Here is a 15,811-nt window from a genome sequence, read left to right on the forward strand (position 1 = left end):
CCCGGCCACGAACGGCTCGGCCGGTGAGATGCGCCGCGCCGACGAGGCGCTGCCTCCAGCGGTCGAAGCGCATGCGCCGCAGGCGCGAGTCTCGACCGGAACGCGAGCCATCAAGGGGCCGCGAACACGCAGCGCCGCAGGCGCTGCCGAAAACTAAGGAGATTTCGCGTGCGCGACATGGTGGAGATCGGCATGGGCCGGACCGCCCGGCGTACCTACGAGTTGGACGACGTCGACATCGTCCCCTCGCGCCGGACCCGCTCGTCGAAGCAGGTCTCGCTGTCCTGGCAGCTGGACGCCTACCGCTTCGAGATCCCGTTTCTCGCGCACCCCACCGACGCCTTGGTGTCCCCGGAGTTCGCTGTCGAACTCGGCCGCCTCGGCGGGCTCGGCGTGATCAACGGCGAGGGTCTGTGGGCGCGGCACGCGGATGTCGGCGCGAAGATCGACCAGTTGCTCGAGCTGGTCGGCAAGGGCGGTTACGAGCGCGCCGTGGCGCTGCTGCAGGAGTTGCACGCCGCGCCGATGCAGCCGGATCTGCTCGCCGCCGCGGTGGCGCAGGTCCGCGCCGCCGGCGTCACCGTGGCGGTGCGGGTGAGCCCGCAGAACGCGCGCACGCTCACCCCGGCGCTGCTGCAGGCGGGCATCGACCTGCTCGTGGTGCACGGCACGATCATCTCCGCCGAACATGTCGGCGACGGTGAGCCGCTGAACCTCAAGACCTTCATCGCCGAGCTGGACGTGCCCGTGGTGGCCGGCGGCGTGAGCGATCACCGCACCGCGCTGCACCTGATGCGCACCGGAGCGGCGGGCGTGATCGTCGGCTACGGCTCCTACCCCGGCGCGACCACCACCGGCGAGGTACTCGGCATCGGCGTGCCGATGGCCACCGCGATCGCGGATGCCGCCGCCGCCCGCCGCGACTACCTGGACGAGACCGGCGGTCGCTACGTGCACGTCATTGCGGACGGCGACATCTCCACGTCGGGGCAGCTGGCCAAGGCGATCGCGTGCGGCGCGGACGCGGCCATGCTCGGCGTCCCGCTCGCCGTGGCCGCGGAGGCGCCGGGCCGCGGCTGGTACTGGCCGTCGGCGGCCGCGCACCCGTCGGTGCCGCGCGGGTCGATGCTGCACGTCGACGATCCGTGGGATCTCGGTGGCCAGCCGGTCGGCGACACGGTGCGCCCCAGCCTGGAGCGGGTGCTCTTCGGCCCGTCCGACGATCCGTTCGGTTCGCTGAATCTCGTCGGCGGCCTGCGTCGTTCGATGGCCAAGGCCGGGTACTCGGATCTGAAGGAATTCCAGAAGGTCGGCTTGAGCGTGCGTGCTTGAAGGTGGGCCTGAGCCTGCTGTGGCGCACCCTCCCCATCACCCGGCGATCACCGGAGAAGCGAGTCCTACGAGCGCCGTTCGCGGCCCGGCTCGCGTTCCAGCGGTCGAAGCGCATGCGCCGCAGGCGCGAGTCTCGACCGCTGGAACGTGCCGTGAACACGCAGCGCCGCAGGCGCTGCAAATCGGATACAGCGTTCAGCGCACGCGGGTCGGTTTCGTTCGTGCGCGCAGGAATTGCTGGATCGCGTGGTTCACCGGCTCGGGGTGGGTCATCGTCACCGCGAGTCGGGCTTCGGCGATTTCGATGAAGGTGGCGCCGGACAGCCCGTGCGCCAGTTCCTGGGCGCGCTCGCGGTCCATGCCGCTGTGGGTGGGGTGGATCACCAAAGCGGGGCAAGCGATTTCGCGGAGGCGGTCCAGTACCGAATCCCGGCTGAGCAGGCAGCCCGCCGCCACCTCGATGCCGCGGCGGTCGCGCACCAGCCAGCGTTGAGTCCAGATCGAGCGGTACCACTCGTCGTCGCCGATCAGCCAGGAAGCCAGCTGGTGCACGGCTCGTTCGCGGGAACCGTCGTCGTACCACTCGTCGAGGAATTTCTGCGTCGCGGTGGACTGCTCCGGGGTGGGACCGTGTGCTTCGGTGCTGATCAGGATCAGCGCGGAGACGCGTTCCGGTGCGATCAACGCGGTGCGCAGCGCCGTGAAACCCCCCTGCGCGGTACCGCCGACGACGGCCCGCTCGGCGCCGAGATGATCCAGGACCGTCAGCGCGTCCCTGGCCGCGGTCCAATAGGTGAAGGGTAGGCCCTCGTCCCTGGTGCGGCCGTGGCCGCGGGCATCCCAGGAGACGATCCGGAATTCCGGTGCGAGAGCGGCCGTCTGGGCGGCGAACATGGTGCGGTCCATGAGGAACTCGTGCGCCAGCAGTACCACCGGGCCGTCCCCGCCGCTGTCCTCGTAGTGGATGTCGGCATCGATCGCGCGGGCGAAGGGCACGAGCAGAAGGATAACCAGCGAGCCGGGCCGCGGGTGACGATTCGGGCGGTCGGCTCGCCTCCCAGACGGGGCCGCTGTGCCGATGATTCGCTCGTTTCGCCGCTCACTAAACTGGGCGGGTGGCACAAACCCAGAGACCGGTCCTCGTCGTCGACTTCGGAGCACAGTACGCCCAGCTGATCGCGCGGCGGGTTCGCGAGTCGAGCGTGTACTCGGAGGTGGTTCCGCACACCGCGACGGTGGAGGAGATCGCCGACAAGCAGCCGCTCGCGGTGATCCTGTCCGGCGGTCCGGCCAGCGTGTACGCCGAGGGCGCGCCGCGGCTGGATCCGCGGTTGTTCGATCTGGGGCTGCCGGTCTTCGGCATCTGCTACGGCTTCCAGGCGATGGCCCAGGCGCTGGGTGGAACGGTCGCGCGCACCGGCACCCGTGAGTACGGACGCACCGAACTCAACATCGACGGCGGTTTGCTGCACGGCGGCCTGCCCACCATCCAGCCGGTGTGGATGAGCCACGGCGACGCGGTCACCGACGCGCCGGAGGGCTTCGAGGTCACCGGCACCAGCGCGGGCGCGCCGGTCGCCGCCTTCGAGCACCGCGCGCGCCGGTTGGCCGGTGTGCAGTACCACCCGGAAGTGCTGCATTCGCCGCACGGGCAGCAGGTGCTGAGCCGGTTCCTGCACGAACTCGCCGGCATCCCCTCCACTTGGACCCCGGCGAACATCGCCGATTCGCTGATCGCCTCGGTGCGCGAGCAGATCGGTGACGGACACGCGATCTGCGGACTGTCCGGTGGGGTGGACAGCGCCGTCGCCGCCGCCCTGGTGCAGCGCGCCATCGGTGACCGGTTGACGTGTGTGTTCGTCGACCACGGCCTGCTGCGGGCGGGCGAGCGGGAGCAGGTGCAGCAGGATTTCGTCGCCGCGACCGGCGCCAAACTGGTGACCGTCGACGCGGTGGACAAGTTCCTCGGTGAGTTGAAGGGCGTGACCGATCCCGAGGAGAAGCGCAAGATCATCGGGCGGGAGTTCATCCGTTCCTTCGAGGACGCGGTGGGCGAGGCGGTGCTCGAGCACGGTGCGGCCGACGGCGCGACGCCGAAGGTCGAGTTCCTGGTGCAGGGCACGCTCTACCCGGACGTCGTGGAGTCCGGCGGCGGCAGCGGCACCGCGAACATCAAGAGTCATCACAATGTCGGCGGTCTGCCCGACGATCTGGAGTTCGAACTCGTCGAACCGCTGCGGTTGCTGTTCAAGGACGAGGTCCGCGCGGTCGGACGCGAGCTCGGGCTGCCGGAGGAAATCGTCGCCCGCCAGCCCTTCCCCGGTCCCGGTCTCGCCATCCGCATCGTCGGTGAAGTCACCGCCGACCGGCTGGAGACGCTGCGCCGGGCCGACGCCATCGCCCGCGAGGAACTGACGGCGGCCGGTTTGGACGCCCAGATCTGGCAGTGCCCGGTCGTGTTGCTCGCGGAGGTCCGCAGCGTCGGCGTGCAGGGCGACGGCCGCACGTACGGACACCCGATCGTGCTGCGCCCGGTCTCCAGCGAGGACGCCATGACCGCCGACTGGACCCGATTGCCCTACGAGGTGTTGGAACGCATCTCCACCCGCATCACCAACGAGGTGGCGGAGGTCAATCGCGTGGTCTTGGACGTGACCAGCAAGCCGCCGGGCACCATCGAGTGGGAGTGAACTCTCGGCCGCCCAGCCGGCGGTGACTACTCGCCGCCGTCATCGCGTGCGAGATCAGCGGGGGCGGTGGAAAGCGCTGTACAGGATCACGCGGCCGAGAAGTACGCCGTTCGTGGTGCCGGGTCTGGGATCGGGCGGTGTGGTCCGGGTGGTGGGTGGCGTCTGATCGGCGGGTTCGTCGCGCTTCATGCGGTTGTCCTGTCGTCGGAATGCGGCCCGGCTACGGCGGCGGTGGCTCGGGGCTGAACGCGAAACGGCCCGTCCAGGTGGACGGGCCGCACGCTCATCGTCGTCTGCGGGGGGAGATCACCAGCAGGATGCCGATGACGATGGCGGCGAGCACGACGATCCAACCGATCGAGATCATGCCGGCCGCGGGCCAGGATGCCGGGCCGACGAAAGCCCACACACTGATCGCGAGGGACAGCAGTCCCGCGATCAGCAGCGAGGCGGCGGGGCCGCGGCGGGAGTCGGTCGTCTCCTTCTTCTCGTTCTCAGCCACGCTGCACCTTCACATTTCCGACGCGGACGTCGACGTTCAGATCGAGCACCGGCGCGCCGGGAGTACCGGGACCGCTGATGCCCTCGGGGCAGAGGGCCTCGGCCATCGTCGCCGTGCACGTGGTGCGGACGGTCATGTCGGCGGGCAGCAGGATGTGGGCTTCGCCCATCCGGACGTCGATGTCCACGGTGCGGTTCTCGGTCAGTTTCAGTGACCGCAGATCCAGCGTGCCGGTACCCATGGTCAGCTTGTAGTTCTGGGCCAGATCGGCGACGGAGGCGGGCGCCCAGGTGCGGTCGCCCAGTTGATCGGATTCGACCGGACCGATCGTGGATGCGAGCAGGACGAACCCGGCGAGCGGCGCGGTGAGCACGAGCAAGCCGTAGCCGCGCCGCAGGAACGCGCCGACCACCAGGCCGAGGCCGATCACGGCCAGTGCCGCCGCGGCGATCCGGCCGGGTGTCATCCATTCCGCACCCGAGGCCGCCGCCGCACCGGCACCCGCCGCCGCGAGGAAGGCCAGGCCGATCACCACCGGCGTGAGGCGCAAGCGCGGACGCTTCTGCGGCGGGGCGACGACGGTGCGGGCCGGGGTGGGCTCCGGCAGGTCCCAGGCGAGGGGAGCTACGCCGAGCGGATCCCAGGACGGCGGGGTCGGGCCGCCGATGATCGCCGGGTGAGCGGCCGCGGGGCCACGCGAGCTCGGAGCGCGGCCCGGGGCCGGAACGTCCTTGCCGAGTGAGATCGGAGCGTCGGACGATGACGGTCTCGTGCCTGGTCCGCTTTCGGCTCGATCGTCATGAGTCGTCTCCGATCCGGCTCCGTCGACCGAATCGATCCGGCCGCTGCCGACCGCCGCCGGGCCGTCTTGATCGCCGACCGTGGCGGGCGAATCGGTCCGGTCGGTGATCTGCGCGTCCGTTTCTCTTTCGTCGGCGACCGAACTCGTCGCTGATCCGGCAGCGGGCATGGCGAGGTTGTCCGGTACCACGGTCGCGTCATCGGCCGCGGGCTTGTGCAGCGGGACCGTCGAGCCGTCCGCGGCGGGCGCGGGCGGCTCCGGGACGTAGGAATCCGGCAGTTTCGTGTACGGCGTGTACACGGCGGTCGGCGGCACGTACAGATCGCCGACCGTCCGGGTCGGTCCTTGCGGGAAGACCGCACCGGGGTAGCCGGTGGCGTTGATCCCGCTCTCCGGGGCGAATCCGCCGAACACTTCGGTGGTCCCGGGTGGCGGGTTGGGGGTGCGCAGGTGCAGCATCCACCAACCAGCCAGCATCAAGGCGAGGCTGATCAGACCGGACCCGCCGAGACCGACACCGACCGGTCCCATCGTGCTGACCGCGATCGCCAGCGCCACGATCAACACGATGGTCTTGGTCTGCGACTGCGAGCTGTGGCCCTTGCCGACCAGCGACTCGGCCGCGGATGCCTGGTCGCCCGCCGCGCTGAGCAGTAGCCAGGCCAGCAGGTAGAGCACGATGCCCGCGCCGCCGAAGATCGTCGAGACGACGAACGCGACCCGAACCAGTACCGGATCGATCTCGTAGCGGCGCGCGAACCCCGCCGCGACGCCCGCGACGGGGCCCTGCTGCGGCAATCGGACCGGCCGGGTCTGCCATATCTGCTGGACCTGGTCGCCGAAGCTCGTTTTCGTCATGTTTCCCATGGTGTGCCGATCCGTGGAATCGGCGCATCGGGGGGAACCCTGAAAAACAGCCTGAACACTTTGGACCGATCCACTGATGCAGCAAACTTGCAGCTATGTACGGGTTCGGCTGGGCCCGGCCGCGTCCGCCCTGGTCGGCGCGGGTGTGGTCGAGCAAGATCAGGGTGAATCCGGATGCTGGCAGCTTCGTCGCCGTGCCAGTATCGAAGACATGTACCCGTCTGTTCCCGCGTTCGACACTCGGGGGTTCGACGCTGCACGTGGGCTGGGACCCGCGCCCGCGCCGGTCCCATGGCCGCCGCAGGCGCGGATCTTCCGCCGGTCGGGCGGCCGGATCGTCGGCGGAGTGGCGGGCGGTCTGGCCGACCATCTCGGCGTCGACGTGTTCAAGGTGCGGATGGCGTTCGTGCTGCTGTCCGCGCTGGCCGGGGCGGGCATCGTCGCGTACGGCCTGCTGTGGATCTTCACGCCCGGTGGGTCGGATCAGGCGAAACCCTCCGGTACGGAGCGGCGGCAGGCGATCGGGCTCGCGATGCTCGGGCTCGGGCTCGCGATCGCCGTGTCCTGGGTGTTCAGCGGTACCGCGGCGAAGGTGATCGCGCCGATCATCGTGGTGGCGGTCGGCGCGGCGCTGGTGTGGCGGGAGTACGACGTCGACGGGCCGCGTTCGCTGCTCGGGCTGCCCGCGCGTCCATCGGTGATCACCTGGTCGCGCATCGTCGCCGGCGCGACGCTGATCGTGGCCGGTCTGGGTGTCGTGGTGCTGGCCAGGATCAATTTGAGCTCGATCGGATCGGCGCTGCTGGCGGTGGCGGTCACGCTGATCGGTGCGGGACTGCTGACGGTTCCGCTGTGGCTGCGCATGATGCGCGCGCTGAACGCCGAGCGCGCCGCCCGCATCCGCAACGAGGAACGCGAGGAGATCGCCTCGCACCTGCACGATTCCGTGCTCCAGACACTCGCGCTCATCCAGCGTCAGGCCGACGACCCGCAGGAAGTGCTGCGGTTGGCCCGCAGTCAGGAGCGGGAACTGCGGAAATGGCTGTTCGAGGATTCCGGGCCCGCGCAGTCGAGCTTGGCCGCGGCCCTGCGGACCATCGCGGGCGAGGTGGAGGACCAGCACGGCGTGAAGGTGGCGCCGGTGACGGTCGGCGACGTATCGATGGACGTCGACGGCTCCGGATCGGGTCTGCCGAAGGAACACTTCACCGCCCTGCTCGGCGCGAGCAGGGAAGCGCTGGTCAACGCCGCCAAGCACGCGGGTGTCCCGGAGATCGATCTGTTCGCCGAGGTCGAGCCGCATCAGGTGAGCATCTTCGTCCGTGACCGCGGCTCCGGCTTCGACCTCGCGTCGGTGCCGGAGGATCGTCGCGGCCTGGCGAAGTCCGTTCGCGGCCGGATCGAGCGCCGCGGCGGCCAGGTGGACATCCTGTCGACGCCGGGTCGCGGCACCGAGGTCCGAATCACCATGCCGCGGACCGATTCCGGCTGCGCCCCCTTGGACGAAGAGCCCGCTCCGGCCGCCCACTAGGCACGCGTTCCGCACCTGCCAGGACGAGACAGGCGTGTGGGGGACGAGTGTGGTACGGGTTGGGGGTCAAGGGTCGGTTAGGAGAAGTAGGTGACCGTGCGGGTCTTTCTCGTCGATGATCACGCCGTTTTTCGGTCGGGTGTGCGTGCTGAATTGAGCCGGGAGACGGACATGGAGGTGGTCGGTGAGGCCGGCGGGGTCGCGGAGGCGGTAGCCGGGATCAATGCCGAGCGACCGGACGTCGTCCTGCTGGACGTGCACATGCCCGACGGAGGCGGGGTGGCGGTGCTGGCGGGTATCGAGCCGGGGCCGGTGTGCCTGGCGCTGAGCGTGTCCGACGCGGCCGAGGACGTGATCGCGGTGATCCGGGCCGGGGCCAGAGGGTATGTCACCAAGACGATTTCGGGAGCCGAGCTGGCCGATGGCATCCGCCGGGTGGCGGGCGGCGATGCGGTCTTCAGCCCGCGCCTGGCCGGTTTCGTCCTGGACTCGTTCACCGGGAGGTCCCCGGTACCCGAGCCGCCCCTGGATCCCGAACTCGACTCCCTGACCCCGCGTGAACTCGAGGTCCTGCGCCTGCTCGCGCGCGGCTACACGTACCGCGAGATCGCCGAATCACTCTTCATCTCGGTCAAAACCGTGGAGACGCACGCCTCCAACGTCCTGCGCAAGACCCAGCAGTCCAACCGCAACGCCCTGACCCGATGGGCCCACCGCCGCCGCATCGACTGACTGCCGTTCGGCTCCGGGTGCCCGGAGGTCAGAGGACCGCGACGATGATCCCGATGATGATGACCAGGCCGATCAGCAGGCCGACGGCGATGGCCAGGGGCGCGTTGCCGGGCTGAGAATCCCTGGTGCGCTGCGGGGGCGTTGCCGCGGCCGCTCCCGCGAGGTTGCGGTGCGGGCGGGGGAGCGGCGTGGAGTGCTGGCTGCGGATCCCGGATGCCGAATTGCGCGCGGCCCAGAACGGGATGGTTCCGTCCTCGGTGCGGACGGGCGCGCCGAGAATGTACGGTCCGGTGCCGGGACCGAAAGCGGCGGTGAGGATTTCGTCGCGCGCCTCGGCCATGGTGGGGCGGCGCTGCGGCGCGGGCTCCATCATGTGCAGCAGCGCCTGGGTGAGCATGCCGCTGCGGGTCGGGGGGATGATCTGCGCCATGGCGGCGCGGTGCACGATGACGTCGCTGTCCTCGTCGAAGCCGTACGGCGGCTGTCCCTCGATCGCGGTGTAGAGCGTGGCGCCCAGGGAGAACACGTCGCTGGCCTTGGTCGGTTGCGCTCCGCGCGCGACCTCGGGGGGCAGGTAGGAGGGGGTGCCGGTGATCACGCCGTCCGGTTCGTCGAGCAGGTCGCCCGCGCCGCTGGAGATGCCGAAGTCGCTGAGTTTCGCCATGCCCACGCCGGTGCCACGGTCGGCGATGAGGATGTTGCCCGGCTTGATATCCCGGTGCACGATGCCGACCGCGTGCGCGGCGGCCAGCGCGTCGGCGACCTGGGCGCCGATCTGCGCGACCTCGATCGGCGGCAGCGTGTCGACCAGCGCGAGCGCCTTCGCGACACTGCGCGACGGCAGGTGCTCCATCACCAGCCAGGGCTCACCGGCCTCGAGCACCACGTCGTACACGGCGATCGCGTGGTCGTGCGAGAGCTTCGCGGCGACCCGGCCCTCGTGCATGATCTGGTTGCGGACCGCGTCGGCTTCGGCCTCGTCGAGCCCGGCCGTGGTGAGCACCTGCTTGATCGCGACGTCCCGGTCGAGCAGGCGGTCGTGCGCCAGCCATACCGCGCCCATACCGCCGCCACCCAGCTTCGACTGGAGGCGGTAGCGGCCTGCGACGAGATATTGGGGGCCGACAGTGGGACGAGCGCGTTCGGTCACGGGTGCAGGGTAACGGAAAATGGGGCTAGCTGGCCTGATTCGTGTTCGCGCATAGGCGAGACATCCGGCACGATCGTGTGTTACGCCCGCCCCGGGTTCGGATGTGTGCCGCAAACCATACCGATGACTGGGCGCCGGGCGTGGTGGCCGGACGCGCGCCACCATACCGGTGAATGGGTGCCGAGTGCGGTAGCCGGGCGCGCGCCGGTCCGTCCCCGTCGAGTCCCGCATCGGGTCGATGCCGGTGGGCGCGCATCCGCGACACGAGTCGCCGCATCTTGACGAAACCCGGGGGTCGGTTTCTACTGAGTCGGTATCGAACGTATATTCGATATCAATCGATAGCTGAATCGGTGCTGACGCTCGAATCGAGGGTCGCTCCGCATGCTTCGCCTCGGGTCCATCGCGGGAAGTGGGTGGTTGAGATGGGTTCGGATGCGATATCGCAGGGAGGGGTGAATCGGGGAGCGCTGTCGCGCGGTGGTGGGCGGGAGGACGCTCCCTCCCTCGCTGAGCTGCGCAGACGCATGGCCGCGGTGCCGGGGCGCGGTGAATCGGCAACGCAGCGGGTCCCGCTCGGCGCCGAGTCGCGCCGAGCGGCTTTGCCGGTGCCCGCTGCGCTCGCGCCGCTGTTGCCCGACGGTGGCTTGGTCACGGGTTCCGTGGTGGCGTACACGGGAGCGAGTTCGTTGCTCGCCGGTCTGCTCGCCGCGGTGACCGAGGGCGGTGGGCACGCCGCGGTGGTGGGCATGCCCCGGCTCGGTCTGCTCGCCGCGGTGGAGATGGGCGCGCAGTTGCGGCGGCTGGCCGTGATCGCCGATCCCGGCCCCGACCCGGTGGAAGTGGCCGCGGTGCTGCTCGACGGGCTCGATCTGGTGGTACTCGGACTCGGGGGCGCCGCCGTCGCGCCCGCTCGCAGCCGGGTGATCGCCGCCCGCGCCCGCAACAAGGGCGCCACCCTGGTGGTCGCCGACGGTCGCTGGCCCGGCGCGTCCCTCCAGCTCGATGCCCGTATCGCGGGGTATGCCGGTCTCGGCCGCGGGCGCGGACGCTTGCGTTCGCTCGGTTTGACGGTCGAAGTGCGCGGCAAGGCGGGACCGCCACGGCGTGGGCGGCTGGATTTGTGCCCGAATGCGGGGCGCGTGGAATGGGTGCTGCGCGAAAAGGCGGCTCCGCCAGTCGAAGCCGTCGACACACAGGAGGCGGTGTCGTGAGTGCCGCGGCCCGCGGTGTGGCGACGTGATCCGGCCGGGAGCGAAGCGGGTGCTCGCCCTGTGGTGCCCCGACTGGCCCGCGGTGGCCGCGGCGGCGGTGGCAGGTTTGCCCACGACGCGGCCGGTGGCGGTGCTGTTCGCCAACCGGGTGGTGGCCTGTTCGGCGATCGCGCGAGCCGAAGGGGTGCGCCGCGGCCTGAAGCGCAGGGAGGCGCAGGCCCGCTGCCCCGAGCTGTTCCTCGCGCAACAGGATCAGGATCGCGACGCGCGACTGTTCGAACCGCTGGTCGCCGCGGTGGCCGCGACGGTGCCCGGTGTGGAGGTGCTGCGCCCCGGGCTGCTCGTGCTCGGCGCGCGCGGCGCGGCGCGGTTCTTCGGGTCCGAGGAGGCGGCGGCCGAGCGCCTGGTCGACGCGGTGGCAGCGGCCGGGGCGGAAGCGCAGATCGGGATCGCCGACGAGCTGTCCACGGCGGTGATCGCCGCCCGCCGCGCCGCGATCGTGTCGGCGGGGGAGGGGGCACGGTTTCTCGCACCGCTACCGGTGGGGGAACTCGCGGTCGAACCGAGCCTGGCCGCCCCGGAACGCGCCGATCTGGTCGATCTGCTGCATCGCTTGGGTCTACGCAGGATCGGCGATTTCGCCGCGCTCTCCGTGGCGGAGGTCGCCTCCCGGTTCGGCACCGACGCCGTGCTCGCGCATCGCTGTGCCAGGGCCGAGCCTGAGCGTCCGCCGTCCGCGCGGCAGCCCCCGCCGGATCTGGTGGTGGAGTACCGCTGCGATCCGCCGATCGAGCGGATCGACGCGGCCGCCTTCGCCGGTCGCCTGCTCGCCACCCGGCTGCACAGCGCGCTCGCGGATGCCGGGCTGGCCTGCACCAGGCTTTCGGTGCACGCGGAAACCGCGGCGGGGGAAGACCTTTCGCGAATCTGGCGCTGCGCCGAGCCGCTCACGCCGGAGGGCACGGCGGATCGGGTGCGCTGGCAGCTGGACGGCTGGCTCACCCGGCGCGACGGTGCGCGGCCCACCGCGCCGATCACCGTGCTGCGGCTGGAACCGGTCGAGGTGGTCACGGCGGGCGCGCTGCAGCTCGGCTTGTGGGGCGGGGACGGGGAAGAGGACGAACGTGCCCGCCGCGCGCTCATCCGAGTGCAGGGTCTGCTCGGCGGGGAAGCGGTGCGTGTGGGCGTGCTGAGCGGCGGACGCGGGCCCGCCGAACGAATCACCATGGTCACGCTGGGTGACGAACTCGTCCCCGCGGCCGACCCCGCGCAGCCATGGCCGGGCCGGCTGCCCGAGCCCGCCCCCGCCGTGATCCTGATGAACCGTCCGCTGGTGCGACTGGAAGCCTCCGACGGCGCGCCCGTCAAGGTCACCGACCGTGCCCTGTTCGACGCCGACCCCGCGTTGCTGCGCTGGGGGAGCAAACAGTGGCGGCTCACCGGCTGGGCTGGCCCGTGGCCGGTGGACGAACGCTGGTGGGCCCCCGATGCGGACGACGCGGAATTCACCGCCCGCGCACAGGTCCAACTCGACGACGCCCCCGCCGCCAGCCGAGTGCTGCTGCTGGTCTATCACGACGAAACCTGGCACGCCGAAGGGATTTACGGCTGAGAGGCCTCATTCCGGGCGCGACCACACGGTCGCCAATGTGAACGGATGTCCCCGCAGGGCGGCCCATTTCGGTTTGCGGGCCAGCCACGCGTCGTCGACCAGTGCCTCGGCCACCTCGGTGAGGACCCAGCCCGCGGCCAAACCGGCCGACAGGTGCTCGCTGATCAAGTGCAGGTGGGTACTGATCGCCACCGGTTCGCCGGAAGGGTCGGTGTAGTGCGTCGGCATTCCGGAAACCATGATGAATTGCGGGTGGTAGCTGACCAGTACGCAGCGCGCGCCCGGTGCGGCCAGCCGCCACGCCTCCGCGTAGAACGGCGCCAGCTCCGGTAGGTGCTCATCGATCAGCGACGCGATCACCAGGTCGTAGGCGCCTTCCGGCAGACCGGTGGCTCGCACGTCCGCTCGTGTCAGCGTGGTGTGGGCGCCGCGTCCGGCCGCCAACGCCAGCATCCCCTGGCTCACGTCGACGCCGTCGATGTGCGGTATTCCGCGGTCCCGCAACCAGGTTCCGGTTCGCCCGGTGCCGCAGCCGAGGTCGGCCGCGCGCCGCACCCGGCCGAGGTCCAGCCGCAGTCGCCCGAGCAGAGCGAGATCCATCTCGTCCAGGACGGTCTGTTCGTAGGTGGGGGCCCAACCGTCGTACCCCGTGGCCACGTCGACGGTGCGGTAGTCGCGGCGATCGAAATCGGCGAAGGAGGGCATGCGGCGAGTATTGCCCCGAGTTCGCCCACGCGCCAGGGATTTATCGCGCTGGTCGAAACACCGATGTGGGCAAACGAACTCGCGACGGCGCGGGTATCGGACCCGGTAAGTGCCGTTCGAACTGCGTTTTCGCCGTTGGGTGATCAGCGCTACACCACGCCGGGGCATGGCATGACTGCCGGTATCCTCCTATGTCGTGGATCTGACGCTTGGCCAGGTGACATTCGGAGACGTGCGGATCGCCTATCGGGATTCGGGGGTGGGCGCGGTCAGCGACATCCCTGTGCTGCTCGTGCACGGCATGGGCGGGGACGGGTACACCTGGGACCGGTTCGCGCGTGTTCTCGTGCGATCCGGACGCCGCGTGATCATCCCCGATCTCCGCGGACACGGCCGTAGCTCACACACCGATTCCTATCTCTTCGACGAGTTCGGCGACGATCTGCTGCGCCTGTGCGACCACCTGGAACTGCCCGTGGTGGATCTGGTCGGGCATTCGCTCGGCGGTTACGCGGTGTCGCGCGTCGCGCAGGAGCGCCCGCAACTGGTGCGCAGGCTGGTCATCGAGGAGTGCCCGCTCCCGCTGCGGTCCGGCGCCGAGGAATTGCGCCTGACCCGCCGGTTTCCCACCGCGCCCGAACTGTGGCACGCCACTTCCAGCCTGGTCCGGCACCCGCGCGCGGTGCTCGCCTTCGACCGCTCCATGACGAAGACCGCGCTGGAGCAGTTCCGTAAGCCGAACCCGGAATGGTGGGACCGACTCTCCGACATCACCGCGCCCACCTTGGTGTTGTGCGGCGGACCGGGCGGCATGGTCGATCCGGAGAAACTCGCCATGCTGCAAGAAAGCATCACCGACTGCACGGTGACCACCTTCACCTGCGGCCACAGCATCCACCGCGACCGCTACCTCGACTTCGCCGCAACCGTCCGCCCATTCCTGGCGGGCTGAACCGCGAGTGGCACATGATCGTGCCGGTCACGGACGCCTTACCAGTGAGTGCCGGGGACCCAGCGGGCGGCGCGGCGTAAGGCCGTGCCGGTGACGCGGCGTGTGGTTGATCGGGGGCGGGGCTGGGGGAGTGGTTCGGCCGGTTCTTCGGGGGTGGTCGACTCGCCTTTGGCTGCGGGGGAGTCGGGTAGCGCGCGGTAATAGCGGTGTAGGACGCGGTCGCGGATCTTCGGGGTGAGCAGTGCGCCGTATTCGGCGATGGTGCCCAAGGGCACGTCGATGCGCTTGGGCCGTTCGGTCAGGGCGCGCACGATGGTCGCGGCCGCCCACTCGGGCGACTCGGCGGGGCCCTGGTCGCCGCTCGGGGTGATCATGGGCGTGCGCACCAGCGGCATGTGGATGGTGGTGAACGTGACGCCGTCCGCCATGGTCTCGACGGCTGCCACCTCGGTGAACTTGTCCAGTGCCGCCTTGCTGGCCAGATATGCCGAGAACCGCGGCGTGGCCACCTGCACGCCCGCGCTGCTGATGTTGACGACGTGCCCGAACTTGCGTTCCCGCATCTGCGGCAGCAGGGCCAGCGTCAGCCGCAGCGCGCCGAAGTAGTTGACGGCCATGGTGCGTTCGAAGTCGTGCAACCGGTCGGTGGAGCGGTGGATGGCGCGGCGGATGGAGCGGCCCGCGTTGTTCACCAGCATGTCCACGTGACCGTGTTCGTCCAGGACGGTTTTGATCACCTGATCGACGGAATCGGAGTCGGTGATGTCGCAGGAATACCCGTAGGCCGCGCCGCCCGCGGCCCTGATCTCGTCGACGACCACGGCGAGTTCCTCACCACGGCGCGCGAGCAGGAACACGGTGGCGCCCTTGCCTGCGACCGCGAGCGCGGCCGCCCGCCCGATCCCGGAGGATGCCCCGGTGATGAGGACATGCCGCCCGGTGAGGTCGCGGTTGTGGCGCCGGCGGCGGGCGGGCTCAGCGGAGGCGTCGGTCATCGCTGCTGCTCCTTTGCAGGTCTGGTGGCCATGAACTTACTCCAAAGTAAGTTCCCTGCCAAGTGCTCTCGGCCGCCTCCGGGATCGGCTGCCCCCGGTCGTCGCGGCGTGTCGCGCCGGTGCGGCCCGTTGGTTCGAGAACCGCACGCGGCCTGCGGATTTGCGAATGCGCGAAACGGATCGAACAACTCTCGAAACGTTCGAACATATGTGCGATACTCAGCGCATGTCGGACGATCGGATGGCGGAGGTGTTTGCCGCGGTGCGGCTCGGTGGCGTCGACCCCGCGGCGGGGCGACGGGCGTTAGAAAAGCTCTGGGACGAACTCGGCGAACACGGCGGGGCGTTGCAGCGCTGCGTGGTCGCACATCATCTCGCCGATCTCCAGGGGGAGCCCGCCGAGGCGCTGCGCTGGGATCAGCGCGCGCTGGCCGCGGTGTTCGGGCCAGGTGTGCCGCTCGATGAAGGCCTGCGCGGCTTCTTGCCGTCGCTCTACTTGAACCTGGCCGACAGTCATCGCCGGGTCGGCGAGTTCGAAGTGGCCAGGATGCAGTTGGCCATCGCGCGCGGGCATCTCGACGTCCTCGCCTCCGATGCCTACGGCGCGCTCATCCGGACCCGCCTGAAAGGTGTCGAGGCCGCTCTGTCCGCCGGTTCCGTGGAGCGTCTCCGGGCGTCCTGACCTGCCTGTACATCGCCCGTCTTCGAATGTATGTTCGAGTCGAGG

At 70.2% G+C, this 15,811-nt stretch carries 15 protein-coding genes; 8 read left to right on the top strand and 7 right to left on the bottom strand.

Going from position 1 to position 15,811, the window contains the following annotated elements; all coding sequences use genetic code 11:
* Nucleotides 1-168: 168 nt before the first annotated feature.
* Nucleotides 169-1,332: a GuaB3 family IMP dehydrogenase-related protein gene (locus ACWEO7_RS19730; protein WP_452425071.1), complete on the top strand. Its 1,164-nt coding sequence runs from the start codon at nucleotides 169-171 to the stop codon at nucleotides 1,330-1,332.
* Nucleotides 1,333-1,527: 195 nt separating this feature from the next.
* Here the strand turns inward: ACWEO7_RS19730 and ACWEO7_RS19735 are convergent, their stop codons facing one another.
* Nucleotides 1,528-2,328, bottom strand: coding sequence for an alpha/beta fold hydrolase (locus ACWEO7_RS19735; protein WP_355078982.1), 801 nt, complete (start codon nucleotides 2,326-2,328; stop codon nucleotides 1,528-1,530).
* A 119-nt stretch (nucleotides 2,329-2,447) separates the two neighbouring features.
* Between ACWEO7_RS19735 and guaA the strand changes: the two genes are divergently transcribed.
* A complete protein-coding gene (guaA, locus tag ACWEO7_RS19740; protein WP_450015104.1) occupies nucleotides 2,448-4,022 on the top strand; it encodes a glutamine-hydrolyzing GMP synthase in 1,575 nt (524 codons plus the stop codon).
* Nucleotides 4,023-4,076: 54 nt separating this feature from the next.
* Here the strand turns inward: guaA and ACWEO7_RS19745 are convergent, their stop codons facing one another.
* From ACWEO7_RS19745 to ACWEO7_RS19755, 3 genes are all read right to left on the bottom strand, one after another.
* Nucleotides 4,077-4,211, bottom strand: a complete 135-nt coding sequence (locus tag ACWEO7_RS19745) for a hypothetical protein (protein ID WP_450015105.1) — start codon at nucleotides 4,209-4,211, stop codon at nucleotides 4,077-4,079.
* 94 nt (nucleotides 4,212-4,305) lie between these two features.
* Nucleotides 4,306-4,524 (bottom strand): hypothetical protein, encoded by a 219-nt coding sequence (locus ACWEO7_RS19750; RefSeq protein ID WP_452425073.1) that lies wholly within the window; start codon nucleotides 4,522-4,524, stop codon nucleotides 4,306-4,308.
* Complete coding sequence (locus ACWEO7_RS19755) at nucleotides 4,517-6,184, bottom strand: PspC domain-containing protein (protein ID WP_452425074.1); 1,668 nt, start codon at nucleotides 6,182-6,184, stop codon at nucleotides 4,517-4,519. The genes ACWEO7_RS19750 and ACWEO7_RS19755 overlap by 8 nt, the downstream gene beginning before the upstream one ends.
* 220 nt (nucleotides 6,185-6,404) lie before the next feature.
* Between ACWEO7_RS19755 and ACWEO7_RS19760 the strand changes: the two genes are divergently transcribed.
* Nucleotides 6,405-7,724, top strand: a complete 1,320-nt coding sequence (locus tag ACWEO7_RS19760; protein ID WP_450015108.1) for an ATP-binding protein — start codon at nucleotides 6,405-6,407, stop codon at nucleotides 7,722-7,724.
* Between the two features lie 96 nt (nucleotides 7,725-7,820).
* Nucleotides 7,821-8,456, top strand: a complete 636-nt coding sequence (locus tag ACWEO7_RS19765; RefSeq protein ID WP_086006359.1) for a response regulator — start codon at nucleotides 7,821-7,823, stop codon at nucleotides 8,454-8,456.
* A gap of 28 nt (nucleotides 8,457-8,484) precedes the next feature.
* Here the strand turns inward: ACWEO7_RS19765 and ACWEO7_RS19770 are convergent, their stop codons facing one another.
* On the bottom strand, nucleotides 8,485-9,606 hold the full coding sequence (locus tag ACWEO7_RS19770) for a serine/threonine-protein kinase (RefSeq protein WP_452425075.1): 1,122 nt from the start codon (nucleotides 9,604-9,606) through the stop codon (nucleotides 8,485-8,487).
* 527 nt (nucleotides 9,607-10,133) lie between these two features.
* Between ACWEO7_RS19770 and ACWEO7_RS19775 the strand changes: the two genes are divergently transcribed.
* Together ACWEO7_RS19775 and ACWEO7_RS19780 are read left to right on the top strand one after the other, a co-directional pair.
* Complete coding sequence (locus ACWEO7_RS19775) at nucleotides 10,134-10,820, top strand: hypothetical protein (protein ID WP_450015125.1); 687 nt, start codon at nucleotides 10,134-10,136, stop codon at nucleotides 10,818-10,820.
* Between the two features lie 25 nt (nucleotides 10,821-10,845).
* The gene (locus tag ACWEO7_RS19780; protein WP_452425077.1) at nucleotides 10,846-12,432 is read left to right on the top strand and encodes a DNA polymerase Y family protein; all 1,587 of its coding nucleotides are present in this window, start codon (nucleotides 10,846-10,848) and stop codon (nucleotides 12,430-12,432) included.
* Between the two features lie 6 nt (nucleotides 12,433-12,438).
* On the opposite strand, the gene ACWEO7_RS19785 is transcribed toward ACWEO7_RS19780, so the two are convergent.
* The gene (locus ACWEO7_RS19785; protein ID WP_452425079.1) at nucleotides 12,439-13,137 is read right to left on the bottom strand and encodes a class I SAM-dependent DNA methyltransferase; all 699 of its coding nucleotides are present in this window, start codon (nucleotides 13,135-13,137) and stop codon (nucleotides 12,439-12,441) included.
* Nucleotides 13,138-13,354: 217 nt separating this feature from the next.
* On the opposite strand from ACWEO7_RS19785, the gene ACWEO7_RS19790 reads away from it, so the two are divergent.
* Nucleotides 13,355-14,089 carry an alpha/beta fold hydrolase gene (locus ACWEO7_RS19790; protein WP_452425081.1) on the top strand — a complete coding sequence of 245 codons (735 nt, stop codon included), beginning with the start codon at nucleotides 13,355-13,357 and terminating at the stop codon, nucleotides 14,087-14,089.
* A 38-nt stretch (nucleotides 14,090-14,127) separates the two neighbouring features.
* Here ACWEO7_RS19790 and ACWEO7_RS19795 read toward each other — a convergent pair whose 3' ends face one another.
* Entirely contained in the window at nucleotides 14,128-15,084 is a 957-nt protein-coding gene (locus ACWEO7_RS19795; protein WP_450015112.1) for an SDR family NAD(P)-dependent oxidoreductase, read from the bottom strand.
* 226 nt (nucleotides 15,085-15,310) lie between these two features.
* Here ACWEO7_RS19795 and ACWEO7_RS19800 point away from each other — a divergent pair, with 226 nt between their 5' ends.
* Nucleotides 15,311-15,766, top strand: a complete 456-nt coding sequence (locus ACWEO7_RS19800) for a hypothetical protein (RefSeq protein WP_452425082.1) — start codon at nucleotides 15,311-15,313, stop codon at nucleotides 15,764-15,766.
* Nucleotides 15,767-15,811: the final 45 nt, after the last annotated feature.

Source organism: Nocardia sp. NPDC004260 (genome assembly GCF_053603155.1).

Coding starts and splice junctions, on each gene's coding strand:
- ACWEO7_RS19745 (WP_450015105.1), bottom strand. CDS start 4,211: ATGAAGCGCGACGAACCCGCCGATCAGACGCCACCCACCACCCGGACC.
- ACWEO7_RS19755 (WP_452425074.1), bottom strand. CDS start 6,184: ATGACGAAAACGAGCTTCGGCGACCAGGTCCAGCAGATATGGCAGACC.
- ACWEO7_RS19760 (WP_450015108.1), top strand. CDS start 6,405: ATGTACCCGTCTGTTCCCGCGTTCGACACTCGGGGGTTCGACGCTGCA.
- ACWEO7_RS19775 (WP_450015125.1), top strand. CDS start 10,134: ATGGCCGCGGTGCCGGGGCGCGGTGAATCGGCAACGCAGCGGGTCCCG.
- ACWEO7_RS19785 (WP_452425079.1), bottom strand. CDS start 13,137: ATGCCCTCCTTCGCCGATTTCGATCGCCGCGACTACCGCACCGTCGAC.
- ACWEO7_RS19795 (WP_450015112.1), bottom strand. CDS start 15,084: ATGACCGACGCCTCCGCTGAGCCCGCCCGCCGCCGGCGCCACAACCGC.
- ACWEO7_RS19800 (WP_452425082.1), top strand. CDS start 15,311: ATGTCGGACGATCGGATGGCGGAGGTGTTTGCCGCGGTGCGGCTCGGT.